At 38.1% G+C, this 21,771-nt stretch carries 16 protein-coding genes and 3 rRNA genes; 10 read left to right on the forward strand and 9 right to left on the reverse strand.

Translation table 11 applies throughout. The features are described 5' to 3' along the window. The first annotated feature begins 52 nt into the window (after nucleotides 1-52). On the forward strand, nucleotides 53-901 hold the full coding sequence (locus M9C83_00645) for an NUDIX hydrolase (GenBank protein ID URQ66740.1): 849 nt from the start codon (nucleotides 53-55) through the stop codon (nucleotides 899-901). Then, complete coding sequence (locus tag M9C83_00650) at nucleotides 901-1,728, forward strand: MBL fold metallo-hydrolase (protein ID URQ66741.1); 828 nt, start codon at nucleotides 901-903, stop codon at nucleotides 1,726-1,728. Before M9C83_00645 ends, M9C83_00650 begins: the two co-directional genes overlap by 1 nt. Here M9C83_00650 and msrA read toward each other — a convergent pair. The 6 genes from msrA to M9C83_00680 all read right to left on the reverse strand — a co-directional run bounded on the left by msrA (nucleotide 1,721) and on the right by M9C83_00680 (nucleotide 7,933). Continuing rightward, a complete protein-coding gene (gene msrA, locus M9C83_00655) occupies nucleotides 1,721-2,362 on the reverse strand; it encodes a peptide-methionine (S)-S-oxide reductase MsrA (GenBank protein URQ66742.1) in 642 nt (213 codons plus the stop codon). The two genes, M9C83_00650 and msrA, sit on opposite strands and share 8 nt — an antisense overlap. Further along, entirely contained in the window at nucleotides 2,362-4,299 is a 1,938-nt protein-coding gene (gene acs / locus M9C83_00660) for an acetate--CoA ligase (GenBank protein ID URQ66743.1), read from the reverse strand. Before acs ends, msrA begins: the two co-directional genes overlap by 1 nt. A 5-nt stretch (nucleotides 4,300-4,304) precedes the next feature. Continuing rightward, entirely contained in the window at nucleotides 4,305-4,994 is a 690-nt protein-coding gene (locus tag M9C83_00665) for a deoxynucleoside kinase (GenBank protein ID URQ66744.1), read from the reverse strand. A gap of 61 nt (nucleotides 4,995-5,055) precedes the next feature. Next, nucleotides 5,056-6,252, reverse strand: a complete 1,197-nt coding sequence (gene pcnB / locus M9C83_00670; GenBank protein ID URQ66745.1) for a polynucleotide adenylyltransferase PcnB — start codon at nucleotides 6,250-6,252, stop codon at nucleotides 5,056-5,058. Nucleotides 6,253-6,261: 9 nt separating this feature from the next. Continuing rightward, nucleotides 6,262-6,867, reverse strand: coding sequence for an RNA polymerase-binding protein DksA (gene dksA / locus M9C83_00675; protein URQ66746.1), 606 nt, complete (start codon nucleotides 6,865-6,867; stop codon nucleotides 6,262-6,264). Nucleotides 6,868-6,925: 58 nt separating this feature from the next. Next, nucleotides 6,926-7,933 (reverse strand): adenosine kinase, encoded by a 1,008-nt coding sequence (locus M9C83_00680; protein ID URQ66747.1) that lies wholly within the window; start codon nucleotides 7,931-7,933, stop codon nucleotides 6,926-6,928. A gap of 65 nt (nucleotides 7,934-7,998) precedes the next feature. On the opposite strand from M9C83_00680, the gene mrcB reads away from it, so the two are divergent. The 4 genes from mrcB to erpA all read left to right on the forward strand — a co-directional run bounded on the left by mrcB (nucleotide 7,999) and on the right by erpA (nucleotide 12,145). Continuing rightward, nucleotides 7,999-10,296 (forward strand): penicillin-binding protein 1B, encoded by a 2,298-nt coding sequence (gene mrcB / locus M9C83_00685; protein URQ66748.1) that lies wholly within the window; start codon nucleotides 7,999-8,001, stop codon nucleotides 10,294-10,296. After that, a complete protein-coding gene (locus tag M9C83_00690) occupies nucleotides 10,293-10,733 on the forward strand; it encodes a hypothetical protein (protein URQ66749.1) in 441 nt (146 codons plus the stop codon). Before mrcB ends, M9C83_00690 begins: the two co-directional genes overlap by 4 nt. Before the next feature lie 61 nt (nucleotides 10,734-10,794). Continuing rightward, the gene (gene argC / locus M9C83_00695) at nucleotides 10,795-11,802 is read left to right on the forward strand and encodes an N-acetyl-gamma-glutamyl-phosphate reductase (GenBank protein ID URQ66750.1); all 1,008 of its coding nucleotides are present in this window, start codon (nucleotides 10,795-10,797) and stop codon (nucleotides 11,800-11,802) included. Next, on the forward strand, nucleotides 11,792-12,145 hold the full coding sequence (gene erpA, locus M9C83_00700; GenBank protein URQ67376.1) for an iron-sulfur cluster insertion protein ErpA: 354 nt from the start codon (nucleotides 11,792-11,794) through the stop codon (nucleotides 12,143-12,145). The genes argC and erpA overlap by 11 nt, the downstream gene beginning before the upstream one ends. Here erpA and M9C83_00705 read toward each other — a convergent pair. After that, on the reverse strand, nucleotides 12,138-13,247 hold the full coding sequence (locus tag M9C83_00705) for an anhydro-N-acetylmuramic acid kinase (protein URQ66751.1): 1,110 nt from the start codon (nucleotides 13,245-13,247) through the stop codon (nucleotides 12,138-12,140). The two genes, erpA and M9C83_00705, sit on opposite strands and share 8 nt — an antisense overlap. Further along, a complete protein-coding gene (locus M9C83_00710) occupies nucleotides 13,237-14,514 on the reverse strand; it encodes a peptidoglycan DD-metalloendopeptidase family protein (GenBank protein URQ66752.1) in 1,278 nt (425 codons plus the stop codon). Before M9C83_00710 ends, M9C83_00705 begins: the two co-directional genes overlap by 11 nt. 71 nt (nucleotides 14,515-14,585) lie before the next feature. Between M9C83_00710 and tyrS the strand changes: the two genes are divergently transcribed. The 4 genes from tyrS to rrf all read left to right on the forward strand — a co-directional run bounded on the left by tyrS (nucleotide 14,586) and on the right by rrf (nucleotide 20,894). Continuing rightward, nucleotides 14,586-15,776: a tyrosine--tRNA ligase gene (gene tyrS, locus M9C83_00715; protein ID URQ66753.1), complete on the forward strand. Its 1,191-nt coding sequence runs from the start codon at nucleotides 14,586-14,588 to the stop codon at nucleotides 15,774-15,776. A 202-nt stretch (nucleotides 15,777-15,978) separates the two neighbouring features. Further along, nucleotides 15,979-17,531, forward strand: a 16S ribosomal RNA gene (locus M9C83_00720). 286 nt (nucleotides 17,532-17,817) lie between these two features. After that, a 23S ribosomal RNA gene (locus M9C83_00725) occupies nucleotides 17,818-20,716 on the forward strand. A 63-nt stretch (nucleotides 20,717-20,779) separates the two neighbouring features. Next, nucleotides 20,780-20,894 (forward strand): 5S ribosomal RNA (gene rrf / locus M9C83_00730). Together the 16S, 23S and 5S rRNA genes form the textbook arrangement of a ribosomal RNA operon. Nucleotides 20,895-20,919: 25 nt before the next feature. On the opposite strand, the gene M9C83_00735 is transcribed toward rrf, so the two are convergent. Next, nucleotides 20,920-21,750, reverse strand: coding sequence for a hypothetical protein (locus M9C83_00735; protein URQ66754.1), 831 nt, complete (start codon nucleotides 21,748-21,750; stop codon nucleotides 20,920-20,922). Nucleotides 21,751-21,771: the final 21 nt, after the last annotated feature.

A 21,771-nucleotide genomic window follows, 5' to 3' on the forward strand; every position in this document is an offset into this window, starting at 1 on the left:
TAAGTTTTTGAAGATGCTAGTCTATTATAATCTTAGACAATAAGGACGATTTATGAAAAATCCACTACAAGGTGCAAATACTCAGATGGCAGACCCGAATGAAGAACCGACTGTCCCTCAGGCTGCTGCAACAGTTTTATTGGTTAGAGATTCCAAAGATGAAGGAATAGAGGTCTTTTTAGTTGAAAGGGCATCTAAAGCAAATTTTGGAGGTGCATTTGTTTTTCCTGGTGGAAAAGTAGATCCAGAAGATGGCTTAGATAATATGGAGGAAATAACAACCGGCTCATCTGATCAGTACCTTTCTAATATTCTAGGCGAAGAAAAAGGAGGTCTAGCATACTGGGTGGCCTGTATCAGGGAATGTTTTGAGGAAGCGGGAATATTAATTGCTTTTAGGGAAGATGGCTCTACATTTGACCCCTCAGATTCTGATGAAAGGCAAAGATTTATGGAGTATAGAAATAGACTAAATGCTGGAGAGGCTGTACTAGAAGAGATGTGTAAGAATGAAAAACTAACCCTTGCTACTGAAAGACTTGCTTATTTGGCCCATTGGATAACTCCTAAAATAGAAAAGAGAAGATATACAACTCGTTTCTTTGTAGCTATTGCACCTCAAGGTCAAGAGGGCCTTCATGATGGTTCGGAGAGTGTAAATAGTTTGTGGATTAAACCTGAAGATGCCCTGCAACAACAAAAAGACGGAAAACTTTTATTAATAATGCCTACTATTAAAAATCTCGAGAGTATATGTGGTTACTCAAATGTTGAATCACTCCTGGAGGATAAATCCTCAATAGACCCATCAACAATTCCTACAATTGAACCTAAGTTTTTTATGGAAGATGGAAAAATGGTAGGACTTCTTCCTGGAGATAAAGGTTACGAGGACCATTGATGGAAGCTGAAAAAGTTGTACAAATCTCCCCATTAATAAGAAGGATTACGGCTGGCAATGGAAGTGTTTTTACTGGACCTGGTACAAATACCTACTTAGTAGGCAATGAAGAAGTAACAGTTATCGATCCCGGACCTGCTATGCAGGATCATATCGATGCCATTTTAGCTGCCTCTAAAAATATCAAACAAATACTAGTGACTCATACACATCCAGATCATTCTCCTGGGGTTCGTTTACTTAAAAACAAGTTAGGCATTCCAGCTTATGGCATGCTTACGAGCTCTACAAAAAATCAAGATACAACTTTTAGCCCAGAAAGACTTTTAGAAGATGGGGAGTTGCTTGAAGAGAATGAATTTTCATTAGAAGTGGTTCATACGCCTGGTCATGCCTCTAATCATCTCTGTTTTATTCTGAAGGAAGAGAAATTTATTTTTACAGGAGATCATATTATGAGTGGCTCTACTGTAGTTATAGGACCGCCAGATGGAAACATGAATCAGTATATAAATTCATTAGAAAAACTTAAGGACTACGATATTGAAAAGATAGCACCTGGTCATGGTGATATCTTAGAAAACCCTCATGAAGTAGCTGACTGGATAATTAGCCATAGATTAGAAAGAGAGAAGAAGGTATTTTCGGCTCTCAAAGAGGCTTCTCGAGGAACGCCCGAATCTTTGGTAGAAAGGGTTTATGATGATGTAGATTCTTCTTTATTTCCTATCGCAAAAGCTTCGCTTTTGGCCCATCTAATAAAACTTGAAGAAGATAAGGTTATTGCAAAAGAAGGCGAAGAGTATATTTGGGAAGAACTTAATTAATTTTTACCCCTGTGCCGGCTAGAGCACAATAACCATCAGGATTTTTAGCTAGATATTGCTGATGATAATGTTCCGCATAATAAAAGATACCAGCTTCCTTAACTTCAGTCGTAATTGAGCCAAATCCGTTTAAATTTAATTGAGATTGATATTTTTGTTTTGTCTCAGCAATGATTTCTTTCTCATCATCTGAGGAGTAATAAATACCCGATCTATATTGGGTACCCATATCATTACCTTGTCTCATGCCTTGAGTAGGATCATGATCTTCCCAAAATGTTTTTAGTAATGATCCATAACTTACAATTGTAGGATCATAAACAACAAGAACAACTTCATTATGTCCTGTAAAACCGGTACAAACTTCTTTATAAGATGGATTTTTTGTATATCCACCAGCATATCCTGCTGCAGTAGAATAGACGCCATCTAATTCCCAAAACCTTCTCTCAACTCCCCAAAAACATCCCATTCCAAATATGGCTTGTTTTAGGTGATCTGGAAAAGGACCTTTTAATGGCGTTCCCTTTACAAAGTGGTGCTCTGGAACTTCAACTTCCTCTTCTCTGCCAATCAAAGCTTCAGATTCAAGAGGTAGGATGCTTTTTTTGTTCAGTAAATCTATTAACGACATTATTTATTCTCTCTATTTGAAATGAGTTCATCAACTACAGATGGATCTGCTAAAGTTGTGGTATCACCTAAGTTATCAATTTCGTTGGTGGCAATTTTTCTCAATATTCTTCTCATAATCTTACCAGATCTTGTCTTTGGTAATCCAGGAGCCCATTGAATAATATCTGGTTTAGCAATAGGTCCTATTTCTTTTGCAACCAGTTGAACTAAATCATATTTGAGGTCTTCTTCTGGCAAAATACCAGACATCAAAGTTACGTAGCAATAGATACCTTGTCCCTTAATATCATGTTCATAACCAACTACTGCCGCTTCAGCTACATCTTTATGAAGAACTAAAGCGCTTTCAACTTCTGCTGTCCCTAATCTATGGCCAGATACGTTAAGTACGTCATCTACTCTTCCAGTTATCCAATAATATCCATCTGAATCCCTTCTCGCTCCATCGCCAGTTGTGTAGTACCCAGGATACATTGAGTAGTAAGTATCTATGCATCTTTGATGGTCACCATATACCGTTCTGATTTGAGAGGGCCAGCTAGATTTAATGACAAGATTTCCAGAACCCTCGCCTATAATTTCTTTTCCACTTTCGTCAAGAAGAGCTGGCTCAATTCCAAGAAAAGGTTTTGTGGCACTTCCTGGCTTCATAGAAGTAAATCCTGCTACAGGGGTAATCATCATGGCTCCAGTTTCAGTCTGCCACCAAGTATCGACTATTGGACAAGAAGAATCTCCAACAACTTTGAAATACCATTCCCAAGCTTCAGGATTTATAGGTTCTCCCACCGTCCCTAAGATTCTTAGTGAATCTCTGCTCGATGATTTAACAAATTCATCACCTTGTGCCATAAGAGCTCTTAGAGCAGTTGGTGCTGTATAAAAAATATTTACTTTGTGTTTATCAATAACTTCCCAAAATCTTGAAGGCGAGGGAAAAGTGGGTATTCCTTCAAAGATTAATGATGTTGCACCATTTGCTAGAGGTCCATAAACAATATAAGAATGCCCAGTAACCCAGCCAACATCAGCAGTACACCAATATATCTCATCATCTTTATAGTCGAATACCAGCTTGTGAGACATGGCAGCTTGAAGAAGATATCCACCTGTAGTGTGTAAAACTCCCTTTGGCTTACCTGTTGATCCAGATGTATAGAGAATAAATAGGGGATCTTCGGAGTCCATTATTTCTGGTTCGCAATTGGAAGGAACGTCTTTTGAAATTTCTTCAAATCTAACATCACAGTTCTCATTCCATGAAATCTCTGCTCCTGTTCTGGTGACGACTAGAACAGTGTGGACATTTGGACATCCTTGAAGAGCCTCGTCGACGTTCTGTTTAAGAGGAACTTTTTTCCCTCCTCTCAAGCCCTCATCAGCAGTGATAACAGTCTGGCAATCAGAATCCAGGATACGGTCTTTTAAGGATTCAGGGGAAAAGCCCCCAAAAACAACAGAGTGAATCGCCCCAATTCTCGCACAAGCCAACATCGCATATGTTGCTTCGGGGATCATAGGCATATAGATACAAACTCTATCCCCTTTTTTTACATTTCTAGCTTTAAGGACATTCGCAAATTTGCATACTTCATCATGAAGTTTCTTATAGCTGATATTTTTTGTTTCTTCAGGATTATCTCCTTCCCATATGAAAGCAGTTTTTTCAGCATTTTCAGGAAGATGTCTATCTATACAGTTCACAGACGCATTTAATTTTGCATCTTTAAACCATATGATTTCGCCTTTCTCCATATTAGTCTCTTTTACTTTAGACCATTTATTATTCCAACTTAGATAATTCTCAGCCTGGGAAGCCCAAAACTCTTCTGGTTTGCTCAAAGACCATTGGTATAGTTCTTCAAATTCAGATTCTTTTATATTTGAATTCTCCAGAACTGATAGGGGAGGGTTATAGATTTTATCTTTTGTCATAAAATTTATATTAATGCAGGTGAGGGATTAAAGTACATTTTGGAACCTTCTGGTTTATTAAAGTACTCAAGTAACTTTTCCAAAAGAAGGTTGTAATCGCTTTTATTGGCTTGCAAGTCTAAATAATCCGAATTTACTATCAAAACTGGCGATCTATTGTATTCAAAGAAAAATTCTTTGTATGTCTCATTTAATAATTCTAGGTAGTCAAAACTGATTGTTTTTTCCATTTCTATCCCTCTATGCATAACTCTCTCATAGAGAGTTTTTGTCTCAGCTTGAAGATAGATAACCAAATCAGGAGATGGAAGATCTATAGCAAGATACTGATAGATTTGTTCGTAAAGCTTTAATTCTTCTGCTGAAAGGGTTGCCTTAGCAAACAGTTTGTCTTTATCTAAAAGAAAATCTGAAACTCTATTGGATGAGAAGATATCCTCTTGTTTAAGCTCTTGGATTTGTTTTACTCTTTGAAAAAGAAAAAAAAGTTGAGTTGCTAAAGCAGCTTGCGACTGATTGATATAAAAATCAGGTAAAAAAGGATTTTCGGATGGTCGTTCCAAAAAAGTGTCATAACTAAAAGAGTCTGCAAGAAGTTTTGTTAAAGTTGTTTTTCCGGCGCCAATTGGTCCTTCTACAGCTATAAATGTAGGCAACTTGTCATACTTTGTTATATCTATTTGACCTTTTTCCATGTGCTAGGTTATTACAAAATACATCTTATCCTAACTTCAAAACATTTAAGTATTTTTAAGTTTAAATAGCTTTTTTTTGCAATTTTTTAGTCCACCACGCACCGACGCCACTAAGATCTTCTCCTGATTTTTCTCTCAGCAAAAGAAAATCATAAGAAGCTCTAAATCTAGGATGTTTAATTAAAATTTTGGATTTTTCAGGTATTTTTAATAACTTCACTTGCATTTCCCATATCTCTTTTATAGATCTTTGAATTCTACCTGGGATAAAACAATGTTCATTATGTCGTTTAAGTATTACATTTGCTGCTCTCGTAATCTTTGTAATCTTTATTTTCTTTGAATTGAGTTCACCTACTTTATTTATTAAGGCAGGCCATAAGAATACTGAGAATAGAAAAGATGGAGTCAGTGTTTTATCCTCATGAAATCTTTTATCTGTGTTTCTTAAAGCATTAAATATAAATCTTCTGTCTTTCTTAGCATTAAGATATCCTTGCGTTACAGGGAGGATATATTTAACAATTTGATACTTCTGCATATCTTGCATTATTGATTCCGCATTTCCCGTTAGGAACATCTTGAGTGTTTCTTCATAAATTCTTCCTGATGATATTTCATTGAGTAAGTGTGAAAGCTTGAGTATTTCTTTCTCAAGATTGGGCTCAAAAGTTAGATCTAGCTTAGACTTGAACCTGATGGCTCTAATTATTCTTACAGGATCTTCTCTGAATCTTTTTGAACTATCTCCAATTGATCTGAGTATTCTATTTTGTATGTCTTCGTAGCCCCCAACAAAATCAATTACATCCATATTTCTGATATCTAAATATAAAGAATTAATTGTAAAGTCTCTTCTATAGGCATCATCTTCTATGCTGCCGTAATTATTATCTCTGAGAATAACTCCTTTTTGAGATTTTTTAGTATGCCTTTTGCTAGATGATCTAAACGTAGATATTTCTGTAATATTTTTGCCCGATCTTGCATGAACTATTTTAAACCTTTTTCCAATGATTCTTGTTTTTGTAATAGCCTTTTTTATTTCTTCTGGTGTGGCATCTGTTACTACATCACAATCTTTTGGTTTTAGCCTTAGAATCGAATCTCTGACAAAGCCACCAACTATAAATGCATCAAACCCTGAATTATTAAGCTTTGCGATAATGGATTTAGCATCCTTATCAAGATTCTTAATTTTTATACCATGCTTAGAGGCCTTAATGACCTTGGGAGAGTTGGTATTTTGGTTTAGCACCCAAACATTTTAGCCATATTGCTGCCTTTCATGAATCTCTTCAATTGTTTTGCAATCAATACATCTAGTTGCGGTAGGCCTAGCCTCTAGTCTTCTAATGCCAATTTCTATCCCACAGGATGCACAATATCCGTAATCATCTGATTTTAGATCTTCAATAGATTCACTAATTTTTGATAAAAGTCTTCTTTCTCTTTCCCTAGTCCTAAGCTCTAGAGTAAATTCTTCCTCATGTGTAGCTCTGTCAGACTCATCTGGAAAGTGACTAGCATTTTTTTGTATTTTGTCTGCTGTTCTGTCTTGTTCTAGTTGTAACTGTTTTTGCCAACTTGCTAGTATTTCTTGAAAATGCTGTTTTTGTTTAGCATTCATATATTTCTCATTTTTCTTAAGTGCATAGGGCTTAATCGAAGCCAGGAATTGAGACTCTTCATAACGATCTACTTTCTTAGTTTTCTTAGATGTTACTTTTTTGGTTGATACCGTCTTTGCTGAACTTTTTTTTGTAGTTGTTTTCTTGGAAGGCTTTGCTTTTAAGGGCGCCTTTTTTGCCGATGTTTTTTTAGCAGGAGTCTTTTTGATAGTTGCTTTTTTTACAGTTTTTTTCGCAGGCATTTTATGAATTCTCAAATTGTTTAATGCTAAAGGCGCAGCAATTTAGCAGAATAATTTTTCAATTGCTAGTAAAAGTTCTTTTAATTTCTTCGTATTCTTTTTTTGATAATCTCGGCCCATTTTTTTGAACAATTTTAGAAGCAGCGAAGCATCCAAATTTTGAGGATTCTTCAAGGTTTTTTTGATTATTTAGACCATTTAAAACAGCACCAGCAAACATATCGCCAGCACCATTTGTGTCTATAGCCTTGACCTGTTGTCCAGAAACAGAAAACTCATAATTTTCATCATAACCGATGCAGCCATCTGACCCTTTTGTAATGATAAGGTTACGAGTGTAATTTTTAAAAAAACCTAAAATTTCCTTTTCATTAAAACTTCCGGCGAACTCCTGGGCTTCAGATTCATTACAGAAAATTAGATCGCAATTAATTTCTATTAGTTCTACAAGTTCCTTTTTAAATGACTTCACTATAAAAGCATCTGACAAAGATAGCGCTACTTTAGTGTTATATTTTTTTGCTTGTGTTATAGCCTCTTTAAAAGTGTCATAACCTTTTGGAGAAGCAACTAGATAGCCTTCTAAAAATATGTATTCAGAATTTTTGATAACTTCCTGATCCACATTGCTGGTAGAAATATTAGAATTTATTCCAAGGTTTGTGCACATAGTTCTTTCTGCATCATCTGAGATCATGACTAGACATTGCCCAGAAGGAATTTCTGAATCAATCAATTCAGAATTATGACCTATTCCGTTAGACGACAAGTCTTCCAGATAAAATCTTCCATTGTCATCATCAGAAACAATGCAAGACATATGACAAGAAGATCCAAAAAGAGAAGCAGCAACGACTGAATTAGTAGCGGAACCACCGCAAGCCTTATCAGGTGATTTCCCAAGATCCATGAGCTCTTGAATTAAATTAATCTGATCATCTTTTTCAATTAATGTCATACCCCCCTTAGCTATACCTCTATCTTCATTTGCTTTAACGAAATCATCGTCAATTTGAAAGGTTATATCTACTAAAGCACTACCAAGACAACAAAGATCATATTTCATTTTTTTACACAAAATTTTTTAAAAAACGTAGACTGTGCCAAATGAAGCAAGTAATCAAGTATTAAATGAAATTTAAGCTGACAATAGGATTTTTTATCGGTTTGATTTCGATAATAGTCTTTATTTTCACTGCCGCAAGTATTGCCGTTCTCGACTATCGAGTTACATCTAAACTAGACGGTGTACTGTGGACCATACCTGCAAAAATCTATTCACGTCCTTTGGAATTGGCAGAAGGTATTCACCTCAATAAGGATAATTTGATTAAAGAATTAGAAATGCTTTCGTATGAAAGGGTTAAAAATCCCGTGCAGCCTGGTGAGTTTAAATTTTCTGAAGATGATCTAAAAATATTTCTACGAGGTTATTTAGATCAGCGCTCGGGTATATTTAATATCAATTTCGATGATTCTGAGATTAAGGGAATTACCAATCAGTTGGGTATAGCCGAAGATTTAATAAAACTTGAACCAACCGTTATTGGCGGCATGTACCCTTCCCATATGGAGGATAGAGTACTTCTTAATTGGCCAGAAGTACCACCAATATTAGTCGATACTATTCTTGCAGTGGAGGATCAAAATTTTTTCAACCATTATGGAATATCATTGAAGTCTATTTCACGAGCATTTCTAAGAAATGTGCAAGCTGGAGAGGTAGAACAAGGTGGAAGTACCATCACACAACAACTAGCTAAAAGCCTTTTCTTTTCATCAGAGCAAACCATCAGAAGAAAAGTTTTGGAAGCAATAGCTTCTTTGATAATAGAGACCCGTTATTCTAAAGAAGAAATTCTTTTGGCATATATTAATGACGTATTCCTTGCACAATCAGGGAAGAGAGCGATACATGGATTTGGAATGGGCGCACAACATTTTTTTGGGACGTCTATTCAAAATCTTTCTACAGATCAAGTGGCTCTATTAGTAGGAATGCTCAAAGGACCATCTTTTTATAATCCAAGAAGAAATCCAAATAATGCTACTAAAAGAAGGAACTTAGTTTTAAGAGTTTTAAATAATAGTAATAAGATATCGGACTCAGCATTTGAGATGTTAAGAAATAAAGCGCTTGGTGTCTCCTTACCTAATTATAGGACTGAGACAAGATATCCCGCTTTTCATGACATAGTTAGGCTTGAACTTCAGAAGAATTTTAATGAGAAAGAACTTAGAACTAAGGGCTTGGCTGTCGAAACTAATTTGGACCCTGTATTACAAGATTCTTTAGAGAATAATCTTCAAAAAACTAAACTGCAGTTAATAAAAAAATATGGATCTAGATTAGAAGGGCTTGAAGGTGCTGCCATTGTAGTTGATATTTCTAGTGGTGAAGTCAAAGCTGTTGCGGGTAGTACTGAACCCTCTAGTTATGGTTTCAATAGATCAATAAATGCTATAAGACCAATAGGATCTTTAGTGAAACCTTTCATCTATCTAACTGCTTTAGATCAATATAGTGACTACAACCTCACAACTTTATTAGATGATTCTAAGTTAAGTCTTATGAGTGGCGGTAAGCTTTGGGAGCCTGATAATTTTGATAAAAAATTTCACGGCGAAATACCATTACATGTAGCCTTATGGCAATCTTATAATATAGCTTCAGCCAGGCTTGGATTAGATTTGGGATATGAGGCTGTAGAAAACATGTTTCTAAACCTTGGCATAACAAAGGATGTTCCTAATTATCCTTCCCTTTTTATTGGGTCATTTGAACTTTCTCCTTACCAAGCTATTCAAGCTTATCAGACTATAGCAAGTGACGGTTTTTACTCGCCTCTGAGATCGATAAGACAAATTAAAGATACTGAGGGAAAGATCGAATTCTCTTATCCTTATAGTATTGATCAAACAATTAGACCTGAACCGGTAGCATTATTGAAATTTGCTATGCAACAAACCTTTGAGCGCGGTACTGCTAGAGGATATTCAAAGAAGCAAATTCAATTATGGAATGCAGGAGGTAAAACAGGTACTTCAGATGATCAAAGAGATAGTTGGTTTGTTGGTTTTGCGGGCGAACTCTTGGTTCTTGTGTGGCTGGGATTCGATGATAATAGACAAACTCCCTTAACTGGACGAACGGGCGCATTTCAGGTTTGGAAGAATTTCATTAATGATATAAAACCCGTCAAAACCACTCAATCTTCATTACCACGAATTAACTACGTTTGGACAGATATTGGAGATGGGTTAAGAAGTGGTAAAAAATGTAAAAATTCAATACTTATACCTTTTATAGAAGGAACTGAACCAAATAAAATACCAGATGTCAGAAGAGAATGTTCAAGTAAGATTGAGAGTTCAAGAAATACTGTAATGGATAAATTAAAAGAAGTTTTTGAGGTAGGACAGGGGTGAAGTTAATAAAAATATCAACAATTGTTTTAATTGTTACAGGCTTATTGTCATGTGCATCGAATCAAAACATGCGGGATATTAGTAAATATAAGGTTCCAGTTAATGATTTCTCCAAAACTGTGGAGCTCTTGATTTCTAACCAACAATTCTTGGAAGATGAAATTATGAAAATAAATTCACAAAATCCTTCTGTTCAAAGGATACTTTTAGCTGCTGACTCTGACTTGAAACAAGAAAACTATATTAAAACTAACTCTGAACTCGAAAGGGCTTTTAGGATAACTAAAAATGATGGTGCTCTATATCTGAGATTAGCACACTTAAGATATAAACAAGGGTTATTGAAGGAATCTGAATCCTTTGCCTCTAAAGGATTGTTGTTAACAAATATTTCATCTTGGGAAAGATTACTTCTAAATGTTTATCTTAAAAACTAAGCCTAGATAGTCTCATTGCAAGTATATATAATCCGCACCCCTTAAATATTGAAGCTTATTGATGACCAAAGTTGGAATTATAGGAGGATCGGGTTTTGCTGGTGAAGAGCTAATAAAACTCTTATCTCTGCATGACTCAAGCTCTATAGTAGCTATTAGCTCAAGAGAGCTTAAAAACACTCCTGTGTCAGACTTATTTCAAGGTACTGATTTAAATTTTGTAGATCCGGAAGATCAGATATTTTTTCAATGTGATGTCGTTTTCTTTGCTACTCCTCATGGAACTGCAATGAATAAAGCAGACTCTTTTATTCAGAAAGGAATAAAAGTCATTGATCTATCTGCAGATTTTCGACTAAAAGATCCGTCAATCTGGAAAGAATGGTATGGCTCAAACCATAAAGATTTAGAAAACTTAAAGAATTCTATTTACGGTTTAACTGAAATTAATGCTGAGTTGATCGAAACAGGCACTCTTATAGCCGTACCTGGTTGTTATCCTACTGCATCTATTCTTGGGTTGCTTCCTTTAGTTAGCAAAAAGCTTCCGATAGATTCAATTATCATTGATGCAAAGTCAGGAATTAGTGGTGCAGGCAGGACTAAAGTTAACGAAAGTTTAAAAGATGAAATTCAGGAAAATTTTAAAGCATATGCTACTGGTGGACATCGACATCTCCCTGAAATAATCGAAGTCCTTGAAGGAATTCATGGATCATCTTTAAAGATTAATTTTTTGCCTCACCTAATTCCCGCCATGAGAGGAATTTACTCAACTATGTATGTTAATTTCGAGGATACTCAGTATCAATCTATAGAAGATATTTATAGAGATTTTTATCAAGACTCACTTAACATTGAATTAATGTTAGATGGTCAGGTTCCTGAAATTCTGAAAGTTGCTGAAACAAATAATTGTCAGATAGGTGTTTATCAATCAGCCATTGAAAATCAAGTTGTGATCATTTCGGCCATTGATAATTTAGTTAAAGGAGCCGCAGGTCAGGCGATAGAATGCTACAATCTTATGACTGGTAATTATCAATTGAAAGGTATATATAATGGTTGAAACTTATACACCCTCTTTAATGCAACTGACAGACGGAGCTGTAAATAAGATTTTATCTCTCAAAAGTAAGGAGTCAGAATCTGAAATACTGAATCTAAGGGTATACGTTACAGGCGGAGGATGTTCGGGTTTTCAGTATGGGTTTTCTTTTGATAATACGATAGACGAAGATGACACCTGCATAGAAAAAGAGGGAGCTAATCTGGTTATTGACTCCTTAAGCTTGCAGTATCTTCAAGGCTCAACAGTAGATTACATAGAAGATTTAACGGGTTCAAAATTTATAATTTCTAACCCGAATGCTACTACAACTTGCGGATGTGGGGAGTCCTTCTCTATTTAGCAGGTAAATACACTTTACCTAAGTAGACTTTCTCATTGCTTCCTGTAATCGCGCTCATATCAAATTTGATATTATTAACTCTTTTGTATGCCAACCAAGCGAAACAAATAGCTTCTATGAAATCTGGATCTAGCCCGAGCTTAGCTGTCGTGTAACATTTTTCTCCCAAAAGGAATGATATCCTGCTCATCAAAAATTTATTGTGAACTCCACCACCACACATATATATATTTTCACTAACGATTTTAAGTTTCTCCAAAGAATTTGAGAGACTGCTTGCAGTAAGCTCTACCAAGGTTGCTTGAGTATCAGAAGGATCTACTTCTCGGTTTAGTTTCATTAGACAATCTTGAAGCCAAGTTAAGTTAAAGTAATCTGGGCCAGTACTTTTAGGTGGCTCAAGCGAAAAATAACTATCCATCATCATTATATTCAGTAAGTCTTGATCTACAGTTCCTGATTTTGCCCATCTACCTTTGTTGTCGTAGTCTCCCTTTCTATTCTTTTTTGTCCAAGTATCTAAAAGACAATTCCCTGGACCAGTATCAAAACCTTTAAGCTCTCCGCCACCTAATAAAGAAACATTAGTAATACCTCCTATATTTATTATTATTCTCCTCTTATTTTCTTCAGCGAATACTTCTTTATGAAAAACAGGTGATAAAGGTGCGCCTTGTCCTCCTTTCTCAATGTCATCATCTCTGAAATTGGAAACAGTTTGTAAACCAAGCTGATTACTTATTAACTGAGGATTACCAATTTGAAGTGAGAAAGGAGGTATAGAATTAGGTTCATGTTTTATGGTTTGCCCATGAGAACCTATCGCCACAATTTTTTCTTTTTTCAAACTAAGAGATGCAATAAATTCTTCTACTTTATCGGAAAAAAATTCGCCTAGTCTTAAATCTAAATCTTTAATTAGAGTTTCGTTAAGCTCTTTAGATCTTGTATTTTCACTAATTTCTTCTTTTATATTACTCGGTATATCGTAATTCTTTAGCCCAATTATGTTCAACTCATTATCAGAAAACTCAACTGCTGCACAATCTAAAGAATCTGCGCTAGTTCCAGTCATTAACCCAATGTATATTTCACCCGCCATAAACTTCTCTTTGATTAATTAGAGATTTATAATTATTTAGTTCATCCAGGAGATTTTGAGATTTTTTTCTATAGTTATTGATTTCAGAAGAATTTATGGGTGAGGCATTTGGAAATTTTACTTTAAGAGGGTCCGTGTGCTTTCCATTAACATGGAATTCATAATGCAAATGAGGGCCAGTTGCTAGACCGGTGCTACCTACATACCCAATTGTTTGACCTTGTTTGACCTTACGACCAACTTTTGTTCTGGAGCTAAATTTGTCCAGATGACAGTAACGAGTAACATAATCTTCAGAGTGCTTAATCTTAATTTCATTACCGCAACCTCCATTATATTCAGCAAATATTATTGTTCCATCACCAGTTGCTCTAATTGGAGAGCCCTTATTGGCTGCATAATCTACCCCTTTGTGTGCTCTTATTGTGTGTAAAACAGGATGTCTCCTATTGAGATTATACTTTGAACTTATGTAACTTAATTTCACAGGAGATCTAAGAAATGCCTTTTTTACATTTTGGCCATCAAGATTAAAATACTCTGAAGTTTTTGAATCCAAGTCATATCTAACTGCAATAAATTTTTTATCCCTATTATTAAACTCTGAAATAAGGATATCCCCGTCAATTGCTTTTTCTCCATTAATAATTATTTCCTCATAGATTATGCTGTAACTATCACCTTTTCTTATGTCATGAGTAAAATCTATATCCCAACCATTAATATAAGCCAAGTCCATTAATACACTGTCCGGGACATTCTCCTTTAGACCGGATACATACATTGAATCTTCAATAATCACGTGCTTAAAGACTTTAACTTTTTCTATTTTTGATAAGTATTTTGAGATAGAGTAACCATCCTCATTTCTTTCAGCTTGTATGCCACTCTTAATGTCATCAATATAAAACATTTTCAGCAGCTCTCCTTTGTCATTCATTAAGATCTTGATCTTATCTCCGACTTCAATTTTCGATAGAAGACTGCTTTCTTTGCTATTAATTAACTTGATTATGTCTTCTTGCAATACTCCGAGTTTATTCAGAATTGTAAAGAGTGAATCATTTCTTTTGATTAAAGCCTCTTTTTCTATTGGGGGTATGTCAATTTGATAGCCATCAGTAAGGGAACTTAGAGAAAGTGATTTTGTGAGTTCGGAGTATTGATTTTCTTCAGCAAATTCTATGTTACTTAGTAGGCTAATAGAAATTATCAAAATCAAGCCAATCAAAAGAGTAAAGATATGCTTTCTCGGAAAGTTTTTCAAAACATTGATTAATTCTCTAACCAGCATAAAGTCGAATCATACCCTAAAAAAGGACATATAATAGAATAACAATGAGCAAAGAGAACCTTGAATTACTCACCAGAGGGACTGAAGAAATTATCCCTGAAGAGAGCTTTTTGGAGCAAATAAAATCAAAGAAAAAGTTAAGAGTTAAAGCGGGATTCGACCCTACCTCGCCTGATTTACATTTAGGCCATACTGTACTTTTGAATAAGATGAAAATCTTCCAAGATTTAGGTCATGAAGTAATTTTTTTGATTGGAGATTTCACTGGTCTTGTTGGTGATCCTTCAGGAGTAAATGAAACACGCCCAGTTCTAACTCAAGACCGGCTTGATAAAAATGCAGAGACTTATAAAGAACAGGTTTTCAAAATCTTGGATCCTAATAAAACAGAGATCAGATTTAATTCTGAATGGATGAACCAAGTTGATCCTTCTGAATTTATTAAAATGCTTTCGTCCTATACAGTCGCAAGAATGTTAGAGCGGGATGATTTCTCAAAAAGATATAAATCTCAGCAGCCGATTTCTATTCATGAATTTTTGTATCCAATTTTACAAGGGTTTGATTCTGTAAAATTAGAAGCAGACGTTGAATTAGGTGGAACAGATCAGAAATTTAATTTACTTTTAGGTCGCGAAGTCCAAAAACACTATGGTTGTAATCAACAATCCATTATGACTGTTCCTCTTCTTGAAGGATTAGATGGTATTAAGAAGATGTCTAAATCTTTAGGAAATTATGTAGCTCTGGAAGATAGCCCTGATGATATGTTTGGAAAAATTATGTCAATTTCCGACGATTTAATGTGGCGATATTTTTCTCTTTTAAGTTTTAAATCATCTGAAGAGATATCTAATCTGAAAGAAGAGATCAAAGAAGGAGCTAATCCAAGAGATATTAAGTTTTTACTAGCTGAAGAAATAGTTGAAAGATTCAATAACGGTCTGGGCAGCAAATCAAAAGAGAATTTTATAAACAGATTCCAAAAAGGAAATATTTCACAGGAACTTGACGAAATAAATTTTGAAATCTCGGAAAATTCAGAGCTTTTAACTAGAGTCTTAAAAGAATCAGAGTTACTAAAGAGCACTTCTGATGCCATCAGGATGATAAAACAAGGTGCGATTAAAGTTAACGATGAAAGAGTTTCAGATCCTAAATTCTTATTAAAAAAAGGCTCTTCGAATCTGGTGTTGGTAGGTAAAAAGAAAGCCGCAAGAATTAATATAAAATAATAAAGAAAAACTTCTATGAAACACCATATTATGTTGTATACTGCGCTGCCCTCGTTCGCGAAGGGGAGTTTTTTAAAAGTTTTAATAAGTAATTCGTGTGGGCGCTTATAATTAAGCGCAACTTACCAAAGTCAGTAATTAATCCATATTTATATAGATTAATAAGCTGATTTAGTGTCATTTTGGCACTTAATTCAAAATTCAATTGAAGAGTTTGATCATGGCTCAGATTGAACGCTGGCGGTAACTTTTAAACATGCAAGTCGAGCGGTAACAGACATAAAGATTCAGCTTGCTGAATCCGGTGCTGACGAGCGGCGAACGGGTGAGTAACGCGTAGGAATCTACCCAGTAGCGGGGGATAGCCCGAGGAAACTCGGATTAATACCGCATACGCCCTGAGGGGGAAAGGGGGCAGTTTACTGCTCTCACTATTGGATGAGCCTGCGTAAGATTAGCTTGTTGGTAGGGTAACGGCCTACCAAGGCGACGATCTTTAGCTGGTCTGAGAGGACGATCAGCCACATTGGGACTGAGACACGGCCCAGACATCTACGGATGGCAGCAGTTAAGAATATTGGACAATGGGGGCAACCCTGATCCAGGTATACCGCGTGTGTGAAGAAGGCCCTAGGGTTGTAAAGCACTTTAATCAGAGAAGAAGCATTTTAAGTTAATACCTTATTATGTTGACGTTACCTGAAGAATAAGGACCGGCTAACTCCGTGCCAGCAGCCGCGGTAATACGGAGGGTCCAAGCGTTAATCGGAATTACTGGGCGTAAAGCGCGCGTAGGCGGTTTAGCAAGTTGTATGTGAAAGCCCTGGGCTCAACCTAGGAACTGCATCCAAAACTACTAAGCTAGAGTACGAGAGAGGAGAGTAGAATTTCTGGTGTAGCGGTGAAATGCGTAGATATCAGAAGGAATACCAATGGCGAAGGCAGCTCTCTGGCTCGTCACTGACGCTGAGGTGCGAAAGCGTGGGTAGCAAACAGGATTAGATACCCTGGTAGTCCACGCCGTAAACGATGACAACTAGCCGTTGGGCAGATTTAACTGTTCAGTGGCACAGCTAACGCATTAAGTTGTCCGCCTGGGGAGTACGGCCGCAAGGCTAAAACTCAAATGAATTGACGGGGGCCCGCACAAGTGGTGGAGCATGTGGTTTAATTCGATGCAACGCGAAGAACCTTACCAATCCTTGAAATCTAGCGAAGTTCGTAGAGATGTGAATGTGCCTTCGGGAACGCTATGACAGGTGTTGCATGGCTGTCGTCAGCTCGTGTCGTGAGATGTATGGTTAAGTCCAGTAACGAGCGCAACCCCTATCCTTATTTGCCAGCGCGTAATGGCGGGAACTATAGGGAGACTGCCGGGTGAAACCCGGAGGAAGGCGGGGACGAGGTCAAGTCATCATGGCCCTTATGGATTGGGCTACACACGTGCTACAATGGGAAGTACAGAGGGATGCGAAAGCGCGAGCTGAAGCCAAACCCTTAAAACTTTTCTTAGTCCGGATTGGAGTCTGCAACTCGACTCCATGAAGTCGGAATCACTAGTAATCGCGAATCAGAATGTCGCGGTGAATACGTTCTCGGGCCTTGTACACACCGCCCGTCACATCATGGAAGTGGGTTGCACCAGAAGTGGTTAGTCTAACCTTCGGGAAGACGATCACCACGGTGTGATTCATGACTGGGATGAAGTCGTAACAAGGTAGCCCTAGGGGAACCTGGGGCTGGATCACCTCCTTAAACTAAAATCGTTTTTTTGTAGGCGTTCACACGAATTACTTATTTATCTTTGATCTCTTTAGAGATTTTAGATGCGTTTTTTAACATTTTTATAAGTTCAATCAAGTCATATCAAAAGCATTTATGTTTTAGATATGCAAATTAACTATTCATTAAAGGTTTTATTATCTTTTAATCTGAAGCCTTTTATGAATAACTGCAAAGTAATTTGGCGTTTTGTGTTTTTTAAAACACATACAGTAGATAGAAATGCTTGAAAATATCATTAAGTTAATTGATGTAATATGGTCAAGTAATGAAGTGCAAACGGTGGATGCCTTGGCAGCTAGAGGCGATGAAGGACGTAGTAACTTGCGATAAGCTTCGGGGAGTCGGTAACAGGCTTTGATCCGGAGATTTCCGAATGGGAAAACCCACCTAGGATAACCTAGGTATCTTTATCTGAATACATAGGATAAAGAGGCAAACGCGGAGAATTGAAACATCTTAGTAACCGCAGGAAAAGAAATCAATTGAGATTCTGTGAGTAGCGGCGAGCGAAAACGGAACAGCCCTTAAGCTTTATATTGGTTAGTGGAATGGTTTGGAAAGACCAGTCGTAGAAGGTGATAGCCCTGTACACGAAAACTAATTTAAAGTGAAATCGAGTAGGTCGGGACACGAGAAATCTTGACTGAAAATGGGGGGACCATCCTCCAAGGCTAAATACTCCTAGCTGACCGATAGTGAACCAGTACCGTGAGGGAAAGGCGAAAAGAACCCCGGAGAGGGGAGTGAAATAGAACCTGAAACCGTTTGCATACAAGCTGTCGGAGCTATTAGTTTACTAATAGTGACGGCGTACCTTTTGTATAATGGGTCAGCGAGTTAATTTCTGTGGCAAGCTTAACTTTTTTAAGGAAGGCGCAGGGAAACCGAGTCTTAATAGGGCGACTTAGTCTCAGGTATTAGACGCGAAACCGGACGATCTATCCATGGCCAGGGTGAAGGTGAGGTAACACTTACTGGAGGCCCGAACCCACCTATGTTGAAAAATGGGGGGATGAGCTGTGGATAGGAGTGAAAGGCTAATCAAGTTCGGAGATATCTCGTTCTCCCCGAAATCTATTTAGGTAGAGCCTCTCATATTACTGCTGGGGGTAGAGCACTGTTTCGGCTAGGGGGTCATCCCGACTTACCAAACCGATGCAAACTCCGAATACCAGCAAGTACAGTGAGGGAGACAGACTGCGGGTGCTAACGTCCGTAGTCAAGAGGGAAACAACCCAGATCGCCAGCTAAGGTCCCAAAGTATTATTAAGTGGGAAACGTTGTAGGAAGGCCCAAACAGCTAGGAGGTTGGCTTAGAAGCAGCCATCCTTTAAAGAAAGCGTAACAGCTCACTAGTCGAGTCGGCCTGCGCGGAAGATGTAACGGGGCTAAATAATACACCGAAGCTGCGAATGAATATTTATATTCATGGTAGGGGAGCGTTCTGTATGCCACTGAAGGTAAATCGAGAGGTTTGCTGGAGGTATCAGAAGTGAGAATGCTGACATAAGTAACGATAAGAGGGGTGAAAAACCTCTCCGCCGAAAGACCAAGGTTTCCTGTCCAACGTTAATCGGGACAGGGTGAGTCGACCCCTAAGGCGAGGGCGAAAGCCGTAGTCGATGGGAAATAGGTTAATATTCCTATACTTCTTGTTGCTGCGATGGAGTGACGGAGAAGGCTAGGCCAGCACAGCGATGGTTGTCTGTGTTTAAGGTTGTAGGCTGGAGATTTAGGTAAATCCGGATTTCTAAGGCCGAGAGCTGATGACGATTATCTCTTAGGAGATAAGAAGTGGTTGATGCCATGCTTCCAGGAAAAACTTCTAAGCTATAGGTAGCAAGGAATCGTACCGTAAACCGACACAGGTGGTCAGGTAGAGAATACTAAGGCGCTTGAGAGAACTCTGGTGAAGGAACTAGGCAAAATGGTACCGTAACTTCGGGAGAAGGTACGCCCTCATTACGTGACGAGACTTGCTCTCCGAGCGGAAGAGGGTCGAAGATACCAGGTGGCTGCGACTGTTTACTAAAAACATAGCACTCTGCTAACACGAAAGTGGACGTATAGGGTGTGACGCCTGCCCGGTGCCGGAAGGTTAATTGATCGGGTTAGCCCCTCGTGGGCGAAGCTCGTGATCGAAGCCCCGGTGAACGGCGGCCGTAACTATAACGGTCCTAAGGTAGCGAAATTCCTTGTCGGGTAAGTTCCGACCTGCACGAATGGCGTAACGATGGCCACGCTGTCTCCACCAGAGACTCAGTGAAATTGAATTTGCGGTGAAGATGCCGTATACGCGCGGCTAGACGGAAAGACCCCGTGCACCTTTACTATAGGTTCACACTGGACTTTGAGTTTATTTGTGTAGGATAGGTGGGAGACTTTGAAACAGGAGCGCCAGCTCTTGTGGAGTCGTCCTTGAAATACCACCCTATTAAATTTGGAGTTCTAACTTAGGCCCGTAATCCGGGTCGAGGACAGTGTGTGCTGGGTAGTTTGACTGGGGCGGTCTCCTCCCAAAGAGTAACGGAGGAGTGCGAAGGTAACCTCAGCACGGTCGGACATCGTGCAATGAGTGCAATGGCATAAGGTTGCTTAACTGCGAGACTGACACGTCGAGCAGATACGAAAGTAGGTCATAGTGATCCGGTGGTTCTGAATGGAAGGGCCATCGCTCAACGGATAAAAGGTACGCCGGGGATAACAGGCTAATACCCCCCAAGAGTTCACATCGACGGGGGTGTTTGGCACCTCGATGTCGGCTCATCACATCCTGGGGCTGAAGCAGGTCCCAAGGGTATGGCTGTTCGCCATTTAAAGTGGTACGCGAGCTGGGTTTAGAACGTCGTGAGACAGTTCGGTCCCTATCTGCCGTGCGCGTTGGAAAATTGAGAAGAGTTGCTCCTAGTACGAGAGGACCGGAGTGAACGAACCTCTGGTGTTCGGGTTGTCATGCCAGTGGCATTGCCCGGTAGCTATGTTCGGAAAGGATAACCGCTGAAAGCATATAAGCGGGAAGCCTCCTTCAAGACTAGTTTTCCCTGGACCTTTGGGTCCTAAAGAGCCGTTCAAGACTAGGACGTTGATAGGCAGGGTGTGTAAGTGCTGTAAGGCATTGAGCTAACCTGTACTAATTGCTCGATCGGCTTGACCGTATTACATCAAGTAATTTTTTGATATAGTCAATTTGCTAAATAGATTGAATTTATAAGTTTATGTCTGATGACCATAGCAAGAGTGAACCACCTGATACCTTTTCGAACTCAGAAGTGAAACCTTTTAGCGCCGATGGTAGTGTGGTTGCGACCATGTGAGAGTAGGACATCGTCAGACTTTTTTATATAACCCTTCTAATTTTTCAATTAGGAGGGTTTTTTTCTGCCAATAATAATGCTCCAAGAGCTGAGGCATATTCTCCATTTTCCGGGAAATGTGGTGTAAATCCTGTAATCGAAGCAGCTTCTTCAAGTGACTCTTTAAGACCATTAAAAGAAGGGGCTCTTCCAACAACTACAATTTGTTTGGCCTCGAACATCATTGCCACTGAAGTTGCTATTCTGGCGGCGGTTTGACCCACTAAGTTAACAATACCAGCTGCAATATCTTCCTTAGAGTAGTCACCTTCAATCTTAGTTATCTTTCCAAAATTAACAGCAGTTGTAGAGGGAGGTAATTGACCTATGGGACCTGATACGACATCTTCCAATATCAAGTCAACCTGACTTTTATTACCTTTTTCTGCTAGTGATGCGATTTCAAAAGGGTCACTAGTGTCTAATAGCAGTTTACTTAAACCTAGGACAGTCCCTCCACCAACTCCTGTACCAGAGCAATGCGTAAATATTCCATTTTGTGCATGAATACAAGCGGTACCTGATCCAGCACTAACTATAATTACTGAGTCTTCTTTATTTAATCCAGAGAGACTCATTGAGCCCTCTCCTATCGCTTCTATTTCATTTATGTGAATAATAGGAGTTGAATCTATTTCATCGCCTAACTCTAAATGTCTGCCACCAGTAACTGCCAAGAAACCCTGATTTGAAGTAAAGTCCTTATCAGGAAAGAGTTCCCTAATTCTTTGGTGATTCAATTCTTTAGAGCTTAGCTCCATACTATGGACTAACTCGTCACCATTTCTTCTAAGTGTATCTGTTACTGTAATACCAAAATCAGCAGATATATTCATGGGGTATTCTATTAATAATGA

It is taken from the genome of SAR86 cluster bacterium, from assembly GCA_023703575.1.
Taxonomy (GTDB): Bacteria; Pseudomonadota; Gammaproteobacteria; order Magnimaribacterales; family Magnimaribacteraceae; genus Magnimaribacter.